General features: G+C 70.7%; 14 protein-coding genes and 1 pseudogene. 5 read left to right on the top strand and 10 right to left on the bottom strand.

The window, feature by feature from the left end; genetic code table 11:
- Positions 1 to 181: 181 nt before the first annotated feature.
- Both ABZ919_RS27115 and ABZ919_RS27110 read right to left on the bottom strand, forming a co-directional pair.
- Positions 182 to 2224, bottom strand: coding sequence for an RICIN domain-containing protein (locus ABZ919_RS27115; protein WP_361252679.1), 2043 nt, complete (start codon positions 2222 to 2224; stop codon positions 182 to 184).
- Between the two features lie 488 nt (positions 2225 to 2712).
- Positions 2713 to 3165: a DUF4442 domain-containing protein gene (locus ABZ919_RS27110; protein WP_361252677.1), complete on the bottom strand. Its 453-nt coding sequence runs from the start codon at positions 3163 to 3165 to the stop codon at positions 2713 to 2715.
- Positions 3166 to 3289: 124 nt separating this feature from the next.
- Here ABZ919_RS27110 and ABZ919_RS27105 point away from each other — a divergent pair, with 124 nt between their 5' ends.
- Both ABZ919_RS27105 and ABZ919_RS27100 read left to right on the top strand, forming a co-directional pair.
- On the top strand, positions 3290 to 4321 hold the full coding sequence (locus ABZ919_RS27105) for a hypothetical protein (RefSeq protein ID WP_361252675.1): 1032 nt from the start codon (positions 3290 to 3292) through the stop codon (positions 4319 to 4321).
- Positions 4322 to 4462: 141 nt separating this feature from the next.
- A complete protein-coding gene (locus tag ABZ919_RS27100) occupies positions 4463 to 5008 on the top strand; it encodes a hypothetical protein (RefSeq protein WP_361252673.1) in 546 nt (181 codons plus the stop codon).
- A 122-nt stretch (positions 5009 to 5130) separates the two neighbouring features.
- Here ABZ919_RS27100 and ABZ919_RS27095 read toward each other — a convergent pair whose 3' ends face one another.
- From ABZ919_RS27095 to ABZ919_RS27080, 4 genes are all read right to left on the bottom strand, one after another.
- A complete protein-coding gene (locus ABZ919_RS27095; RefSeq protein ID WP_361252671.1) occupies positions 5131 to 5817 on the bottom strand; it encodes an alpha/beta hydrolase in 687 nt (228 codons plus the stop codon).
- Between the two features lie 511 nt (positions 5818 to 6328).
- Positions 6329 to 6997, bottom strand: a complete 669-nt coding sequence (locus tag ABZ919_RS27090; protein ID WP_361252908.1) for a nitroreductase — start codon at positions 6995 to 6997, stop codon at positions 6329 to 6331.
- Positions 6998 to 7225: 228 nt separating this feature from the next.
- Positions 7226 to 7954 (bottom strand): NAD(P)H-binding protein, encoded by a 729-nt coding sequence (locus ABZ919_RS27085; protein WP_361252669.1) that lies wholly within the window; start codon positions 7952 to 7954, stop codon positions 7226 to 7228.
- 73 nt (positions 7955 to 8027) lie between these two features.
- Positions 8028 to 8720 (bottom strand): nitroreductase, encoded by a 693-nt coding sequence (locus tag ABZ919_RS27080; RefSeq protein ID WP_361252667.1) that lies wholly within the window; start codon positions 8718 to 8720, stop codon positions 8028 to 8030.
- Between the two features lie 106 nt (positions 8721 to 8826).
- Here ABZ919_RS27080 and ABZ919_RS27075 point away from each other — a divergent pair, with 106 nt between their 5' ends.
- On the top strand, positions 8827 to 9522 hold the full coding sequence (locus ABZ919_RS27075) for an NAD(P)H-dependent oxidoreductase (RefSeq protein WP_361252665.1): 696 nt from the start codon (positions 8827 to 8829) through the stop codon (positions 9520 to 9522).
- Between the two features lie 240 nt (positions 9523 to 9762).
- Here ABZ919_RS27075 and ABZ919_RS27070 read toward each other — a convergent pair whose 3' ends face one another.
- Positions 9763 to 10245, bottom strand: a complete 483-nt coding sequence (locus tag ABZ919_RS27070; protein ID WP_361252663.1) for a MarR family winged helix-turn-helix transcriptional regulator — start codon at positions 10243 to 10245, stop codon at positions 9763 to 9765.
- Positions 10246 to 10322: 77 nt separating this feature from the next.
- Between ABZ919_RS27070 and ABZ919_RS27065 the strand changes: the two are divergent.
- Positions 10323 to 10520 (top strand): annotated as a pseudogene (locus tag ABZ919_RS27065) (SpoIIE family protein phosphatase); the annotation flags it as partial.
- A gap of 139 nt (positions 10521 to 10659) precedes the next feature.
- Here ABZ919_RS27065 and ABZ919_RS27060 read toward each other — a convergent pair.
- The 3 genes from ABZ919_RS27060 to ABZ919_RS27050 all read right to left on the bottom strand — a co-directional run bounded on the left by ABZ919_RS27060 (position 10660) and on the right by ABZ919_RS27050 (position 13754).
- Entirely contained in the window at positions 10660 to 11505 is an 846-nt protein-coding gene (locus tag ABZ919_RS27060; RefSeq protein WP_361252661.1) for a fused MFS/spermidine synthase, read from the bottom strand.
- Between the two features lie 85 nt (positions 11506 to 11590).
- Positions 11591 to 12763 carry an elongation factor Tu gene (gene tuf / locus ABZ919_RS27055; RefSeq protein WP_361252659.1) on the bottom strand — a complete coding sequence of 391 codons (1173 nt, stop codon included), beginning with the start codon at positions 12761 to 12763 and terminating at the stop codon, positions 11591 to 11593.
- Positions 12764 to 13031: 268 nt separating this feature from the next.
- Complete coding sequence (locus ABZ919_RS27050) at positions 13032 to 13754, bottom strand: DNA alkylation repair protein (protein WP_361252657.1); 723 nt, start codon at positions 13752 to 13754, stop codon at positions 13032 to 13034.
- A 141-nt stretch (positions 13755 to 13895) separates the two neighbouring features.
- Between ABZ919_RS27050 and ABZ919_RS27045 the strand changes: the two genes are divergently transcribed.
- The gene (locus ABZ919_RS27045; protein WP_361252655.1) at positions 13896 to 15047 is read left to right on the top strand and encodes a glutathione-independent formaldehyde dehydrogenase; all 1152 of its coding nucleotides are present in this window, start codon (positions 13896 to 13898) and stop codon (positions 15045 to 15047) included.
- Positions 15048 to 15088 lie beyond the last annotated feature (41 nt).

Here is a 15088-nt window from a genome sequence, read left to right as displayed (position 1 = left end):
CGGGTCAATAACGCCGCGCTCTTTTCGCGCCCGGTGACATTGATTCGGCCAGCGGGCCGAATTCCCCGCAAGAACCGGGAAACGCGGTCATTCCTCTCACGGGTGCGGGCGCGGGGACACCCGGGTCCACGTGCCGCACCACCACAACCCCGGCAAAGCGACCACCCGCTTCACCGTGCACTCATCCGGTGGCAACGCCCCGGGACATCCGCTCGAAGTCTGTAAATTCCACATGCCTTCGGCGCCGTGGCTCGATCACGGCCGGCCGGCCGGAAGACGAGGCGCGGCGCGTCGGCCGAGTGGCGCGCCCACGGCCCGCCGGTACGGCGGCGACCGCGCCGGCGACCGGCGGCAGGACGTCGTGCACCGCACGCACCACCCGGGCGGCCGCGACGGACCCGGCACCCCGCCGGTCGTGACCGGCACGCACCTGCGCGATCCGGGGCTCGTCGGCCGTGCCCGACGCCCCGGGACCTCCCGGACCACCGCCGTCACCCTCCGGCCGCACACGCCACAAGTCGCCGTGCGGCGCGCCGTCCACCTCGCCCCGGGACAGGCCCGGCCGCCGGCCGCCGGGCGTGTCCGCCGCGCCCGGGTCGCCGGAACCAGCCGGGCCGGCACCGCCGTCCGGGCCGCCGGGACCGGCCGGATGGGCACCGGCGCCCGCGCCCTGACCGCCGAGGCCGCCCGGACTTGCTCCGGCGCCCGGCCCCAGCACCCAGCGCCGGCCCGGCGAACCGTCGCGGGGCGCCAGCCCGACGCGGGCCGACGCGCCGCCGGTCACCGGGGCGAGCGCCAGGCTCTCGTGCCGGCGCGGGAGGATCTCGCCCCGCACGGTGATGTCGTACACCACGTCCCCGGCGTGCACGACGCATCCGGCCAGCACGACGCTGTCCGTCACGGGGTCGGCGGCCAGACACAGCGAGGGGTCGGCGACGCTGCGCAGCAACCCGTCGTCCTGGTACGACCATTGCTGCGAGGCCGCGGACGAACACGGGGCGAGCCCCACGCCCGCGCCCGCCCGGACGGCGTCGCCACGCACGTCCAGGCAGCGTCCGGAGGCGAGACCGCGCAGGCTGCCGTGGGCGATCTCGACGGGTTCGCCGGCCGAGGCGGCGGAGGGGGACGTCGCGGGGCGCGTACCGGCGCCTCGGGGGTGCGCGGGGGGAGCGGCGGGGGCGCCCCAGGTGACGGGCTTGGGGAGACCGTTGTCGTCGGACCAGCTTCTGACCGCGAGGACGGTGACGAGCAGGACGAGCGAGGTCAGGCCGACGCCGATGACCACCGCCTTGCGGTGGCGGCTGCCGGGCCCGGTGCGGTGCCTGCCGCCGACCGCCGCTCGCGCCGGTTCGGGCGCCGGTTCGGGCGCCCCCTCGGGGGGCGGCTCCTCGGCCCCGCGCCCGGGACGCGAGCCGAGATAGCGGCGGGCTCCCCAGCCGAGCACCGTCTCGGCGAGCAGCAGGCCCAGACCGTCGTCGAACAGTCCGAAGGTCTCGGCGGCGTGCCGGCAGTACGCACAGGCCGTCAGATGCTGCCGCACATCCGGCAGCAGGTCGCCGCCCCGGCGCATGGGAGCCTCCAGCAGCCGGTTGTAGAAGCGGCATTCCCTGGAGGGGGCGAGTTCCCGGTGGGCGCGTACGCAACCGGCTCTGAATTGGTCGCGCGCCTGTTCCAGGGCGGCCGCCGCGGTGTCCGGGTCGATCCCCAGCAGACCGGCTGGTATGTTTATGGGTTCGGCTTCTGCCTCGGTGTGCCACAGAAGGCATTGCGAGGCGCCGGGAAGGGCCTGGAATGCGCGTTCGGCGAGTTGCCGTCTTTCCGGCGTTCCGGGCTTCGTCGCACGCAGTCCGCGACCGCCGGCGGGTTTGCGCAATTCCGGCAGAGTCGCGCAGGCCACCTCGTCGGCGGCCCAGACACGGACGATCTCGCGGACGGCCACCAGTAGCTGAGGGCGCAGGGCGCCGCCGAGCGCGCCGCCCGCCATGCGGCCGAGCACCTCGTGGAAGGCGGCGGTGGCGACGAGTTGGGCCTCGGGCCCGGTGGAGGTCAGACAGACGGCGGCGTAGTCGCGGGCGGCCCGCCAGTGGCGGGCCAGCAGCAGGGCGACGGCGTGGTGACGCGCGGCGTGCGGGCCGCCGAGCCGGGCGGCGAGTTGGCGGTCGGACTCCCCGGTGGGACCGGGTACGGGTGGATACGGCGGGCGTGGGGGGTGGGGGGACTGCACGGAACCATTTCCTTCCAGCCGCAGGACAGCACACGAAATGCCGTCCTGTCGGAAAGCAGTGCCGATTGGTGCATACCTAAAGGGCCGGCCTTGGCGTTCGACGCCCGCCTTTGCCCTCCCGCGGGGAGGCTCACCTTCGCACACGCCGCTCACAGGAAACAAGGAGCTCGATTGACTCGGTTTCAGAATCGGCGAATTCCAGAGCAGTTACCGGCGGTATCACTTCCGCAGCCGGTTCCCATGTCTCTCCGGATGCGCTCCCATCCGCGTCCCGGAGCGCGGCCCGCATGATGCCCGCACTCTCCGGCGCCCCCCGCCGTCCCCCGTCCAGTACATGGTCGAGAAGGCCGCCGCGTCCGGTCCGGACGACATCCTGAGGGTCGCCGGCCGCCACAAGTGGGCCTTGACACCGGGACCGGGCGGCGCAGGGCGGCGGACACGGCGAAGAGGGGCCTGCGACCAGGCCCCTCTCCGGCTTGCCGCCACTCCTAGCCGTTGGGGCGCAGGGTCCAGACGACCGTCATCTCACTCGTCACGGCGCCGTCCGCGCGCCGGATCTCGACCGCCACGGGGAACTCGGGACGCTGTCCGGCGTCCAGTTCGGCGACGACGTCGGCAGCCGGGCGGCCCAGCGTGGCGGTCGCGGTGACGGCGCCCATCGCGAGCTTCTTGTAGGCGATGTCGGCGCGGACCGCGAGCGGCACCGCCCGGGAGAGCTGGTCCCCGAAGGCGGCCAGCACGATGGCCCCGCTGGCCGACTCGCCGAGCGTGAACATCGCACCGGCGTGCGGCCCGCCCACATGGTTGTGATAGGCGTCCTGGTCCGGCAGGGCGACGACGGCCTTGTCCGGAGTGGTCTGCAGGAACTCGAGGTTCAGCGTCCGGGCCATGGGCACGGTGGCGGCGAGCATCTCGCCGATCGACATCTGGTCTGCGCTCATGGCGCCATGTTACTCACGGGTAGCAGAATCTGGCCAGCGACAACCGCCGCTCGCGTCCTCTGCTACGACCCTGACGAGACCCGGTGACCGGATCGTGTCCGTGACCGCACTAGGGTTACTGGCCATGTGGCCAGATCAGCAGCCGCCAGGGGGCGCGCCGAACCCGCAGAACAACCCGCAGCAGAATCCGTATCAGCAGCCGGGTTACCAGCAGCCGAACCCGTACCAGCAGCCCGGGTACCAGCAGTACCCGCAGGCCGGGCAGTACGGCCAGCCGCAGTACGGGCAGCAGCCGCAGTGGGGGCAGCCGCAGCCCACCGGGCCCGCGCCGCAGCCGCAGCCGCCGCAGGGCGGCGGCCGCACGAAGCTCATCGCGATCCTCGCCGCCACGGCGGTCGTGGTCGCCGCCGGGGTGACCGGCTTCCTCGTCATCGGCGGGAAGGGCGGCAAGGACGACCAGGCGGGCGGCGGCAAGCACCCGAGCCAGTCGCCCGCCTCCCAGCCCACGGCCACTTCGTCGGCCACGGACGACCCGCGCAGCGCCACGTCGGAGAAGCCCACCGTCCCCGGCTGGAAGGTCGTGGTGAACCCCCGGTACGGCGTCGCCTTCGACGTGCCCGCGGACTGGGAGGTCCAGTCGCCCGGCCTCAGCATCGGCTTCGAGTTCCCGAAGACCGAGAAGTCCAAGGGCATCACCATGTCGGGCGCGGCCGAGTACAAGTCCTCGTGGTGCACCTCCGACGACGACAAGGACGGCTACACCGACAAGACCGCGCTGGGAGTCGTCGGCGCCAGGGGCGAGAACGGCGCCAAGGACACGGACGAGATCGCGACCGGGTCGGCGGCCACATGGGTCTACGGCGGCTACACCCAGCCCGACAAGAAGCACGTCGCCTGGGACAAGAAGGCGACTCCCTTCACCACCGACTCGGGCGTCAAGGGCAGCTACGCCTGGGCCTGGTCCGTCCACACACCGAAGAAGGGCAAGTGCGTGACGGAGGGCAAGGGTTTCGCATTCGGCTTCAAGAACTCCGAGAACGACTTCGTGTCGTTCGACTTCTACGGGGCCGCGGGCGTGAAGGGCGAGGTACCCAGGGCGACCATTCTGAAGATCCTGCACACGGTCCGGCTGCACGGAACCCCGACGAACGACTGAGCCCACGACGCGTTCCGGCCCGCCGGGAGACGGCGGACCGGGACGCCGGGCCGGCGGTAGGGCCGGTCGGCGCACTCGAAGCAGTGCGCGTCGCGGCGAGTGGGGCGGCGAGTGGGGCGACCGTTCGCCGGAGGAAACCGATTGCCCACAAGGTACCCACGAGCCGCGGCGCTGGGCGGTACGGCGCTCGGCGGTACGGCACTCGGCAGCACGGCACTCGGCGGTACGGCACTCGGCGGCGCCCAGGTCACGGCCGCGGCCCATTCTCAGTGCTCGTGCTCGACGCCCTCCGCTGCCGCCCTCGCCGACGCCCTCCGCTCATGCCTCGACGTGCGCCACACTCCGCCGCGCAGCCCGGGCGAGGGCACGCCGTCAGATCTCTGCGAGAACCGGCGGGAGTTCACCGGCCGCCCCCGACCGTGGGGCGTCGTCCTGCAGTTCCCCATTGTCGACCCAGTGGTCGCCGCGGCCGAGGCGGTCCACGGCCCGCTGATGGCCCGCGACAGCCTCGGCGGCGCGGGCCCCCGCGTTCGGATCGAATTTCCTGTTGAGTTGACGAACATGCCCAGTCCGCCGACGAACGGCAGCATGTCGCAGAGCGAGCCCGCCGCGCAGGGGTTCTCGGGGATGTCATCGACATCCGCCCAGGTGGGGCAGAAGTGCGAGAGTTCCAGGCATCCGCCCTAAGTCATGTCCTGGGTCATGTCCTGGGTCATGTCCTGGGGCAGTCGCCGTACGTGCCGTTGCTGCCGGAGCAGGACGGACAGCACGGGCAGGTGCACGGCCATCTCGGTCGTTGCCGGCTTGGCCTAGGCGCCGAGGGACTCCGCGACCTCACGGATCACACCGAGGACGAAGTCAGGATGCGAGAGCATGGGAACGTGGCTGCTGTCCACGGGACGGATTTGGGCGCCCATGCGCTCGGCGGCGGACCGCTCCAGGTCGGGGGGCACGGTATGGTCGTTGTTGGCGACGATGAACCAGCTCGGCTTCGTCCGCCAGGCGGTGCCGGGAACCTGTTGGTTGAACAGGTCCGCCGCTGGCACAGCGCCCGTCGCCAGGACGAGCTTCTGCTCCGCTTCCGGGAGGTCGCCGCAGAAGTGCGGGACGCCCGAGGGCTTGAGCCACACGCGGCCGTCAGCGACGTCCACGTGCTCGAAGATGGGCGTGCGGGGGAATTTGTCCAGCTGTTCCTGCGACGTCTCGTCCTCGTCCGGGGCGAGCGCGGCGATGTACACCAGAGCGCCGACGCGGTCGTGGGTGCCCGCTTTGGTGATCAGGGTCCCACCGTAGGAGTGACCGACCAGCACGATCGGGCCGGGGACGTGGTTGAGCGTGAAGTTGACGCACGCGACGTCGCTTTCGAGCGAGTCGAGGCCGTGCTGTGACGCGAAGACCTCGTGCCCTTCGGCCTGGAGCGTGGGGATGAGCTTGTTGAAGCACGACCCGTCCGCCCAGAGTCCGTGGGCGAAGACAATGCTGGGCTTGCCCGCCATGGCATTTCCTCCTACGGAGAGATCAAATAGCAAACATTGCACGTTAGGTGCCTATTTGCGCGTGATTGCCAGGCGTGTCGCCCCATCCCCATCGTCGGGCCTACGAGGTTGCACGTGTTGTCGTGGTGGTCATGTGCTGATGATCAGGCCCGTTTGTCCGCCGGTCGCGCAGGTCTCGGCCCCTGGCGGCTCATGGAGAATCCGGCTTCGTCCCCAAAGACCAGCCAGGCTCCACGGGCCGCCACGAGACTTCCGCGCAGGGCCACACCTCCTTGACCCAGCCGGCCGCCGTGTCCTCGTCCCGCTCCATCGCGCGTCGGGCCGGGATCCGGCAGGCCAGCCGTTACCCAGCAGGAGTATCCGAACGCCCTGAATCGTGTAAGCCGGGTGGAAACGCCTCACGGAACTGCTGCCGTTCGGCCGTGAGCCCGCCTCCCTGCGGATACCGCATCCCCGGGCGGTGCCACACGGTCGACATGCCGTCAGCACCTACGACTTCACGAGTTCAACCTCAGTAACTCCCGACGAACGTGACGGTCTCGTCGAGGGCAGCCCGCCCCGTACGGCTGTAGCCCACCGTGACGTCCTCGAACCCGATCGACATGCCACAGAAGAGGATGAGCTCGTCCGGGGGTGACAGGACCTCCTCGACGGTCTTGCGATACACCGACCACGCCATCTGCGGGCAACTGTGCCGTCCTTCCGCACGGAGCAGCAGCATGACGGTCTGCAGATACATGCCGACGTCGGACCACTGCGGCCGTCCCAGGTCGCGGTCGATGTAGCAGAACAGGGCAGCGGGCGCGCCGAAACAGTCCCAGTTCGCCGAAGCGGCCCGCTGGCGCGCCTCCCAGTCCTCATGCGAAATGCCGAGTGCACTGTAGCGCTCATGACCGAAGGCGGATCGGCGCTCGCGATACGGGGACTTCAGGGCGGCCGGGTACATCTCGTACTCCCGCTCGTCCCAGGGGTCGCCCGTAGCCACGCGCTCGCCGGCGCGCCTCTTGAGCTCGGCCAGAGGCCGGCCGGTCAGCACGTAGGCGTGCCACGGCTGGAGGTTCGATCCGGACGGCGCCCACGCCGCGGCGCAGAGCACGCGCTCCAGCACCGCCCGCGGGACTTGTTGGTCGGTGAACCCGCGAACCGCACGCCGGCTCATGACCGCCTCATAGACATCCAAGATCATCTACCTCCCCCATCTGCTCCGAGTGACCCGGAACGGAAAGCCGAGGTGCCGAGTCCGGCAGGCGGCAGTCGGCGAGCCGCATCCGCCGACCACCACGATCGGGGGCCGACGGATGCGGGGTTGCAGGATCGAGCGGCACGTACCGACGTACCGTCCCAGGCCATCGCGCCGAGCGACAGAATGGCTCTTCGCGGTCTGTGCGCCTCAGGGATTGCGAGCGGGTCAGGAGAGCCAGTCGGTGTAGCGGGTGGGGGCGAGTTGGGCGTTCTTGTCGGTGAGGACGTCACCCTTGACGACGGCGAACATGCCGGCGGCGGGGTCGGTGACGACGGTACGGTTGTCGCCCTTGTGGGACAGGGTGATGCGGCCCAGCTCGTCCAGGCTGAAGATCTCGGGGCCGGCGATGTTGCGAATGCCGTTCAGCGGGGCGCCCACGGCGACCTGCGCCACCGCGTCGGCCACGTCCTTGGAGGCGATCGGCTGGATCGGGGTGGCGGGCAACCGGACGGTGTCGCCGTCGGCGGTCCAGGACAGGACGGCATCCATGAACTCCATGAACTGCGTCGCCCGGACGATCGAGTAGGGAACCGGCCCGGCCGCGAGCAGCTTCTCCTGGAGCACCTTGGCCTTGTAATAGTCCAGCTCCGGCACCTGGTCCGCCCCGACGATCGAGAGGACGACGAAGTGCCCGACGCCACCCTTGTGGGCCGCGGCCAGGAGGTTGTCCATCGAGGTCTGGAAGAAGGCCGGAGAGGCTTCGTCGAAGGTCGGGGAGTTCGTCAGGTTGACGACGACATCGGCTCCCGCCACGGCCTGGTCGAGTCCCTCGCCGCTGATGACGTCGACACCGGTGGATTTCGAGTGGGGTACCGCCTGGTGCCCGGCTGCGTTCAGGTCTTTGACGACCTGTGATCCGATCAGCCCGGTACCACCGATGACTGCGATCTTCATGGGATGCCTTTCGTCCGAATTATGTCCATGAATATGGCATATGTGCCAGTATGTGGGCGCGACAACAGGCGCCTCAAGGGACTGAAGAGTGGCGGCGCCAGGGACCGTCGACGAAGGTGACCGTCTCGTCGAGCGGGGCCCGGCCCGTGCGGGCGTCACGGGCCGTGGCGTCTTCGAACCCGATCGACATGCCGCAGAAGAGGATGAGCTCGTCCGGGGGTGACAGGACCTCCTCTACGGTCCTGTGAAACTTCGCCCAAGCCATCTGCGTACAGCTGTGCAGTCCTTCTGCCCGCAGCAACAGCATGACGGTCTGCAGATACATGCCGACGTCGGACCACTGCGGCCGTCCCAGGCCGCGGTCGATGTAGCAGAACAGGGCAGCGGGCGCACCGAAGCAGTCCCAGTTCGCCGAAGCGGCCCGCTGGCGCGCCTCTACGTCCTCGCGCGCGATACCGAGTGCGCGGTAGCGCTGCTCGCCGAAGGCGGACCGGCGCTCGCGGTACGGGGACTTCAGCACCGGCGGGTACTGCTCGTACTCCGGCTCGTCCCAGGGGTCGCCTGCGGCGAGGCGTTCACCGGCGCGCTTCTTGATCTCGGCCAGCGGCGCGCCGGTCACCGCGTAGGCGTGCCACGGCTGGAGGTTCGATCCGGAGGGCGCCCACGCCGCGGCGGAGAGCACGCGCTCCAGCACCTCCCGCGGCACACACCGGTCGGTGAATCCGCGCACCGCCCGTCGGCTCCTGACCGCCTCGTAGACGTCCATGACCGTCCGACTCCTCGCCTGCTCGACGCCCCCAGCTTCCGTTACATTCGAGATGGTATCACGCAATACCGTCTCGCGTTTAACTATCGTCGGGCACGAATCCCCCTTGGCTGCCCCGCATCGGGCACTGCACTTTGAAGAAGGTCCATCGCTGCTGCACATCGACTCGTCCGTGTTTCCCGGCGAGGTGTCCTCGTCCCGCTCGGTCACGGCCGTCTTCCGCAGGACCTGGGAGGAGCAGCATCCGGAGGGCACGGTGATCTACCGCGACCTCGCCGCCGACCCTGTCCCGCACATGACTGCCGACGCCTGGTCCGCCGGATACGCCGCCCCCACCGAGCGCACCCCGGAGCAGCCCGACGCGTTCGCCGCGCGCGTGAAGCTCATCGAGGAACCGGAGCAGGCGGACGTCGTCCTGCTCGGCGCCCCCATGTACAACTTCTCGGTCCCCTCGACCCTCAAGACGTGGCTGGACAGCGTGCTCCTACTCGGCCGCACCGCCGGCGAAGCCCCCTCCGCCCAGGGCACCCCGGCCATCGTCGTCGCCGGCCGCGGCGGCTCCTACGCGCCGGGGACCCCGCGCGCGGGCTACGAGTTCGTACAGAACTACCTCCAGGCCGTCCTCAAGGGCACTCTCGGCCTGGACCTCGACTTCATCGTCCCGGAACTCACCATGGCCCCCCGCAATCCGGCCATGTCCGAACTGGTTCCCCTCTACGAGGCCTCCCGCGAGCGCGCTCTCGAACAGGCGATCACCAAGGCCAAGGAGCTCGCAGCGCCTCACCGTTCGGGAGGGCGGTGACCCGGCTCTGGGAGAGCCGGGGTCTGAGCGCGCCGGTGGGGCGCGCACCGGGACGACGGTTGTGCGTGCGGGGGTGAACAGCGGACCGTCGGCCAGGTGCACCCGGCGGCAGCGGCGCGAACGGCGAACAGCCGTGTCCCTGTCAGTGACGCCTGGCCGCCGCCCGCATTCGCCTCATGCGGTCTTGGCGACGAGCCCGGCTGTGTGCCCACATGGCGGGCAGCCGGCGCGCAGGCGCGCTTACGCCTCACCGCCTGCGGGATAGGCAAGCCGGGTCAGCAGATCCGTCAGCTTCTCGGGCTCGCCGGGACCGAGCTCGGCGACCAGACGCTCGGCCAGCGGCTCCGCCGCCACATGGGCCGCATCGAAGATTTCCACGCCTTGAGGCGTGATCTCCACCGCGCGCACCCGCCGGTCGCCTGGGACGTTCTTGCGTACCGCGAGCCCGCTACGCTCGAGATCGTCCACGATCCTCATGATGCCCGCCTTGTCAGACCCTGTCGCCGCCGCCAAGTCCCGCTGCACCGTGGGCCCACGGTCGACGAGCACGATCAGCACGGCAAAGTGCCGCAACTCGATGCCGAGCGGCCGAAGCGCCTCCTCCATCACAGCAGCCGCGCGCCAGTGCGCCCGGCGCAGCAGCAAGCCGAGAGCGAAGGGGGAGGTGTCCCCGGGGCGGTCGGTCACACGCGAGGGCGTGGTCCTGGGAGGAACGTCGGTCATGATGCCACTGTACGCCATCCACTCGTTCGATACGGTATCATCTGAAACTAAATCCCGGATCCAGGCCGCCGCGGCCTGCCGTTCTCGTGCTCTGCACCGACGGCCTGATCGAACGCCGCGGCGAAGACATCGACCACGGCCTCGCCCGGCTCACCGATTCCCTGGCCCGCCACCAGGCAGACGCTCCCGAGACCCTCGCCGACGCCGTGGTCAACGACCTGTTCCCATCCGGTGACCCCACCGACGACACCGCCCTGGTCGTCGTGCGCCTGTGAACCCAGCCCGCCGCTTGCGTGCCCTCGGTCCGACCTCCACCACGACAGGCACCGCGGGCCCCTCGCGACCGCGCTCGGCGCCCCTCACGACCGTCTTCGTGCGCGCCGCACCCGGCCGGTCGTCGCCGCGTCACCCGCGTCAGCCGATGCCGAACGCCCCGTCGGGGGGCTCGGGTGACGGCACGGCGTCGGCTTCCTCGACCGGGCGCGCGGAACCGGTGAACTCCCGTACCGCCGACCCGTGTTCGACGCGCGCCGGAAAGGCGTCCGCCGCGGTACGACGGGTCAGCGCGGCGGTGTCGAGGGGCCGGTGCGAGGCGACGAGCACCGCGTTGCCGAACCGCCGGCCGCGCAGCACCGCGGGTTCGGCGATGATCGCCAGCTCCTCGAAGACGGCGGCGAACGTGGCCAGTTGGGAGCGCAGGAATCGGAACGGCGCCGCGTCCGCGAGGTTGGCCAGATAGACCCCGTCGGGCCGCAGCACCCGGTCGGCCTCGCGGGCGTAGGCGAGCGTGGTCAGGTGCGCGGGCACCCGGGACCCGCCGAACACGTCGGCGATCAGCACGTCGGCGCGGTCGTCCGGGGCCGCCTCCAGCCAGGCCCGGGCGTCGGCGGTGTGCAGCGTGACGCCCGAGCCCTCCGGCAGCGGCAGATGCTCGGCGACCAGCTCCAGCAGCCCCCGGTCGGCCTCCACCACGTCCTGCCGGGAGCCCGGCCGGGTGGCTGCCACGTAGCGCGGCAGCGTCAGCGCCCCTCCCCCGAGGTGCACCACGTCCAGCGGCCGCTCCTCGGCGGCGGCGGTGTCCAGGACGTACCCGAGCCGCCGCGCGTACTCGAACTCCAGATGGGCGGGATCATCCAGGTCGACGTACGACTGCGGCGCCCCGTCGACCGTGAGCAACCAGGCCCGCTCTCGGTCGACGTCGGGCATCAGCTTGGCGGTGCCGTGGTCGGTGGTGCGGGTCACGGGTATCGATGCGTTCACTCCCTCATTGTGGGTGACCGCGACACCCCGGGGGCGCGGGAACCCCGGGAGCGATCACGCCCCCGGGGTCCCCGCGCACACGGTCTCACTCCACTGCGGTCACGGTCCCCGCTCCCACGGTCCGGCCGCCCTCACGGATGGCGAACCCGAGCCCCGGCTCCAGCGGCACCTCCCGCCCCAGCTCGACGGTCATGTCCACCGTCTCCCCGGGCCGGGCGACGCCCTTCTCCCCCAGGTCGACGTCCCCGACCACGTCCGCCGTACGGATGTAGAACTGCGGCCGGTACCCGGTGGCGACCGGCGTCGTACGACCCCGCTCGCGCTCCGACAGCAGATACACCCGTGCCGAGAACCGCCGGGCCGGCACCACACTCCCCGGAGCCGCCACGACGTGCCCGCGCCGGACCGCGTCCCGGGGCACGCCCCGCAGCAGCACCGCCACGTTGTCCCCGGCCTGCGCCTCCTCCATCGGCCTGCCGAACGTCTCGAGACCGGTCACCACGGTCTCGGTCTCCGCCCCGAGCACGGACACGCGGTCCCCCAGGCGGAGCGTCCCCCGCTCCACCGCGCCCGTGACGACCGTGCCCCGCCCGGTGATGGTGAGCACGTTCTCCACGGGCAGCAGGAACGGCGCCTCCAGGTACCGCTCCGGCATCGGCACGTAGGTGTCGACCGCGTCGAGCAGCGCCTCGACGGACGCCGTCCAGCGCGGGTCGTCCTCCAGCGCCCGCAGCCCCGAGACCCGTACGACCGGTACGGCGTCGCCCGGGTAGCCCTGGGCCGTGAGCAGGTCGCGGACCTCCAGCTCGACGAGGTCGATGAGCTCCTCGTCGTCCGTGCCGTCGGCCTTGTTGAGGGCGACGACGATGTGGTCGACGCCCACCTGCCGGGCGAGCAGCACGTGTTCGGCGGTCTGCGGCATGATCCCGTCGAGCGCGGAGACGACGAGGATCGCCCCGTCGAGCTGCGCGGCGCCGGTGACCATGTTCTTGACGTAATCGGCGTGGCCCGGCATGTCGACATGGGCGTAGTGGCGGGTGTCGGTCTCGTACTCGACGTGCGCGATGTTGATGGTGATGCCGCGGGCGGCCTCCTCCGGGGCGCGGTCGATGCGGTCGAACGGCACGAAGGTGCCGGTGCCGCGCTCGGCGAGGACCTTGGTGATGGCGGCGGTCAGGGTGGTCTTGCCGTGGTCGACGTGACCCATGGTGCCGATGTTCAGGTGCGGCTTGGTGCGCACGTAAGCCGTCTTGGGCATGGCTGTACCTCGAAGCCTGATCGGTTCGTACGGAATGCGGGACCCCGAGGACTGGCCGACCCTCCCCCTGCGGGGTCCGCCGGACGTTCCGGAGAGGGTCAGCTTCGGGCGCCGTCGACAGCGGCCACGAGGATCATGACGGCAGCCTTCGGCGCATCCGCGGCGGCGGATGCTGCGAGAAGGAAGGCGTGCCGGAACATGCCGTCGATCATCGCCGAGCGGGTGCCCGGCGTCGAATGGTTTTCGGACGGGGCGAGTCGAGACGCGTTCAGGCGCCGATGTTCTTCAGCGCTTCCCGGACCGTCAGCGGGGCGAACCGGCCCCGTTCGCGCGCCAGGAAGGCCCGTACGGCCTCGGGGTCGGTCTTGGCGTACTCGCGCAGGGCCCAGCCGATCGCCTTGCGGACGAAGAAGTCGGGATGTCCGGACTGGAGCAGGCAGTAGGTGAACAGCCGGTCGGTGTCGGTGTGTTCCTTGCGGGGCAGCTGGTGCAGCAGGGCCGTGCGCACCAGCCACAGGTCACGGTCGGTGATCCAGGCGTCCATGTCGGCGGTGAGCTTCGGGTCGGCGGCGACGAGCCGTCCGACGACGTGCGCGGCGAGCAGATCGACGGTGTCCCACCAGGGGACGGCGGTGACGAGGTGCCGGGCCACCGGGAGGAAGCCGGAGGAGCACCGGTCCACGTGCCGGCGCAGATAGTCCACCGCGAAGTACTGGTACTCGCGCCCGGGCAGCGCCCAGCAGCGCAGCGCGATCGCGGTGCAGTCCGCCTCGTCCGGGCGCGGGGTGCCCGCCAGAACGGTGCGGGACAGGGTGCGGCGGGCGGGGGTGGGGATGCCGAGGAAGGGTGCCACGTCCTTCATGTAGGCCCGCATCGAGCCGGCCCGCGCGGGATCGGCAGCGGCCGTGTACACGCGCGTCAGCCGTTGCAGCAGGGTGTCGGCGAGAGCACTGCGCGGCACGTTCGGCGGGGCCGCACCTGGGACGGTCATGAACGAACCATACTATCGAACGCACGTTCCCTCATGCGGCCGGAATCGCGGCGCCTGCGGGCCTTTCCACGCCGGTTGCAGCGCCTTCCGCACCGGCGTTACCTGGTAGTACCGGCGGTGGACCGGGCGGAGGTGACAGACGTGAAAGCCGTCGTCTACGAAGAGCCCTTCAGCGTGGTGGTGAAAGACGTCCAGGACCCCGGGATCCAGCACCCCAACGACGTCCTCGTACGCGTCACGTCGACCGCGATATGCGGCTCGGACCTGCACATGTACGAGGGCCGCACGGCGGCCGAGGCGGGCATCGTCTTCGGGCACGAGAATCTGGGGATCATCGAGGAGGTCGGCAGCGGCGTGACGTCCCTGTCCCAGGGCGACCGCGTCGTGATGCCCTTCAATGTCGCATGCGGGTTCTGCAAGAACTGTCTCGCCGGGCGGACCGGATTCTGCCTGACCGTCAATCCGGGATTCGCCGGCGGCGCCTACGGCTATGTGGCGATGGGTCCCTACAAGGGCGGCCAGGCCGAGCTGCTGCGGGTGCCGTACGCCGACTTCAACTGCTTGAAGCTGCCTCCGGGCGACGAGTTCGAGACCGATTTCGTACTGCTCGCCGACATCTTCCCGACGGGCTACCACGGTTGCGAACTCGCTCAGGTGTCCCCGGGGGAGAGCGTGGCCGTCTACGGGGCCGGACCGGTGGGGCTGATGGCCGCCTACTCGGCGCTGCTGCGCGGTGCGGCCAAGGTCTTCTCCGTCGACCGGGTGCCCGAGCGGCTCGCCAAGGCGGAGGAGATCGGGGCCATTCCCATCGACTTCACCAAGGGCGACCCGGCGGAGCAGATCAAGGAACAGACCGGAGGTGAGGGAACCGACAAGGGCGTCGACGCCGTCGGCTACCAGGCGCAGGCACACGACGCCAGCCACGAGGAACCGGCCATCGTGCTCAACGCGCTGGTCGACACGGTACGGCCGACGGGCATGCTCGGTGTGCCGGGTCTGTACGTGCCCTCGGACCCGGGCGGCCCCGACGAGCATGCCAAGCACGGCCAGCTGCTGGTCTCCATAGGCAGGATGTTCGAAAAGGGCCAGCAGATGGGCACCGGTCAGTGCAACGTCAAGCGGTACAACCGCCAGTTGCGCGACCTGATCATCGCCGGGCGCGCCAAGCCCAGCTTCGTGGTCTCCCACGAACTGCCGCTGGACCAGGCGCCGCAGGCGTACGAGAAGTTCGACAAGCGGGTCGAGGGCTACACCAAGGTGGTCCTGCACCCCGGTCACACGCTCGCCGCGTGAGCGGGACCCACGGGTCCGGGCGCCATGAGCACCCGGACCCT

The organism is Streptomyces sp. NPDC046759, assembly GCF_040645475.1.
Classification (GTDB): domain Bacteria; phylum Actinomycetota; class Actinomycetes; order Streptomycetales; family Streptomycetaceae; genus Streptomyces.
Note: the sequence above shows the minus strand (reverse complement) of the source record. Positions and strands in the feature narration are given on the sequence as shown.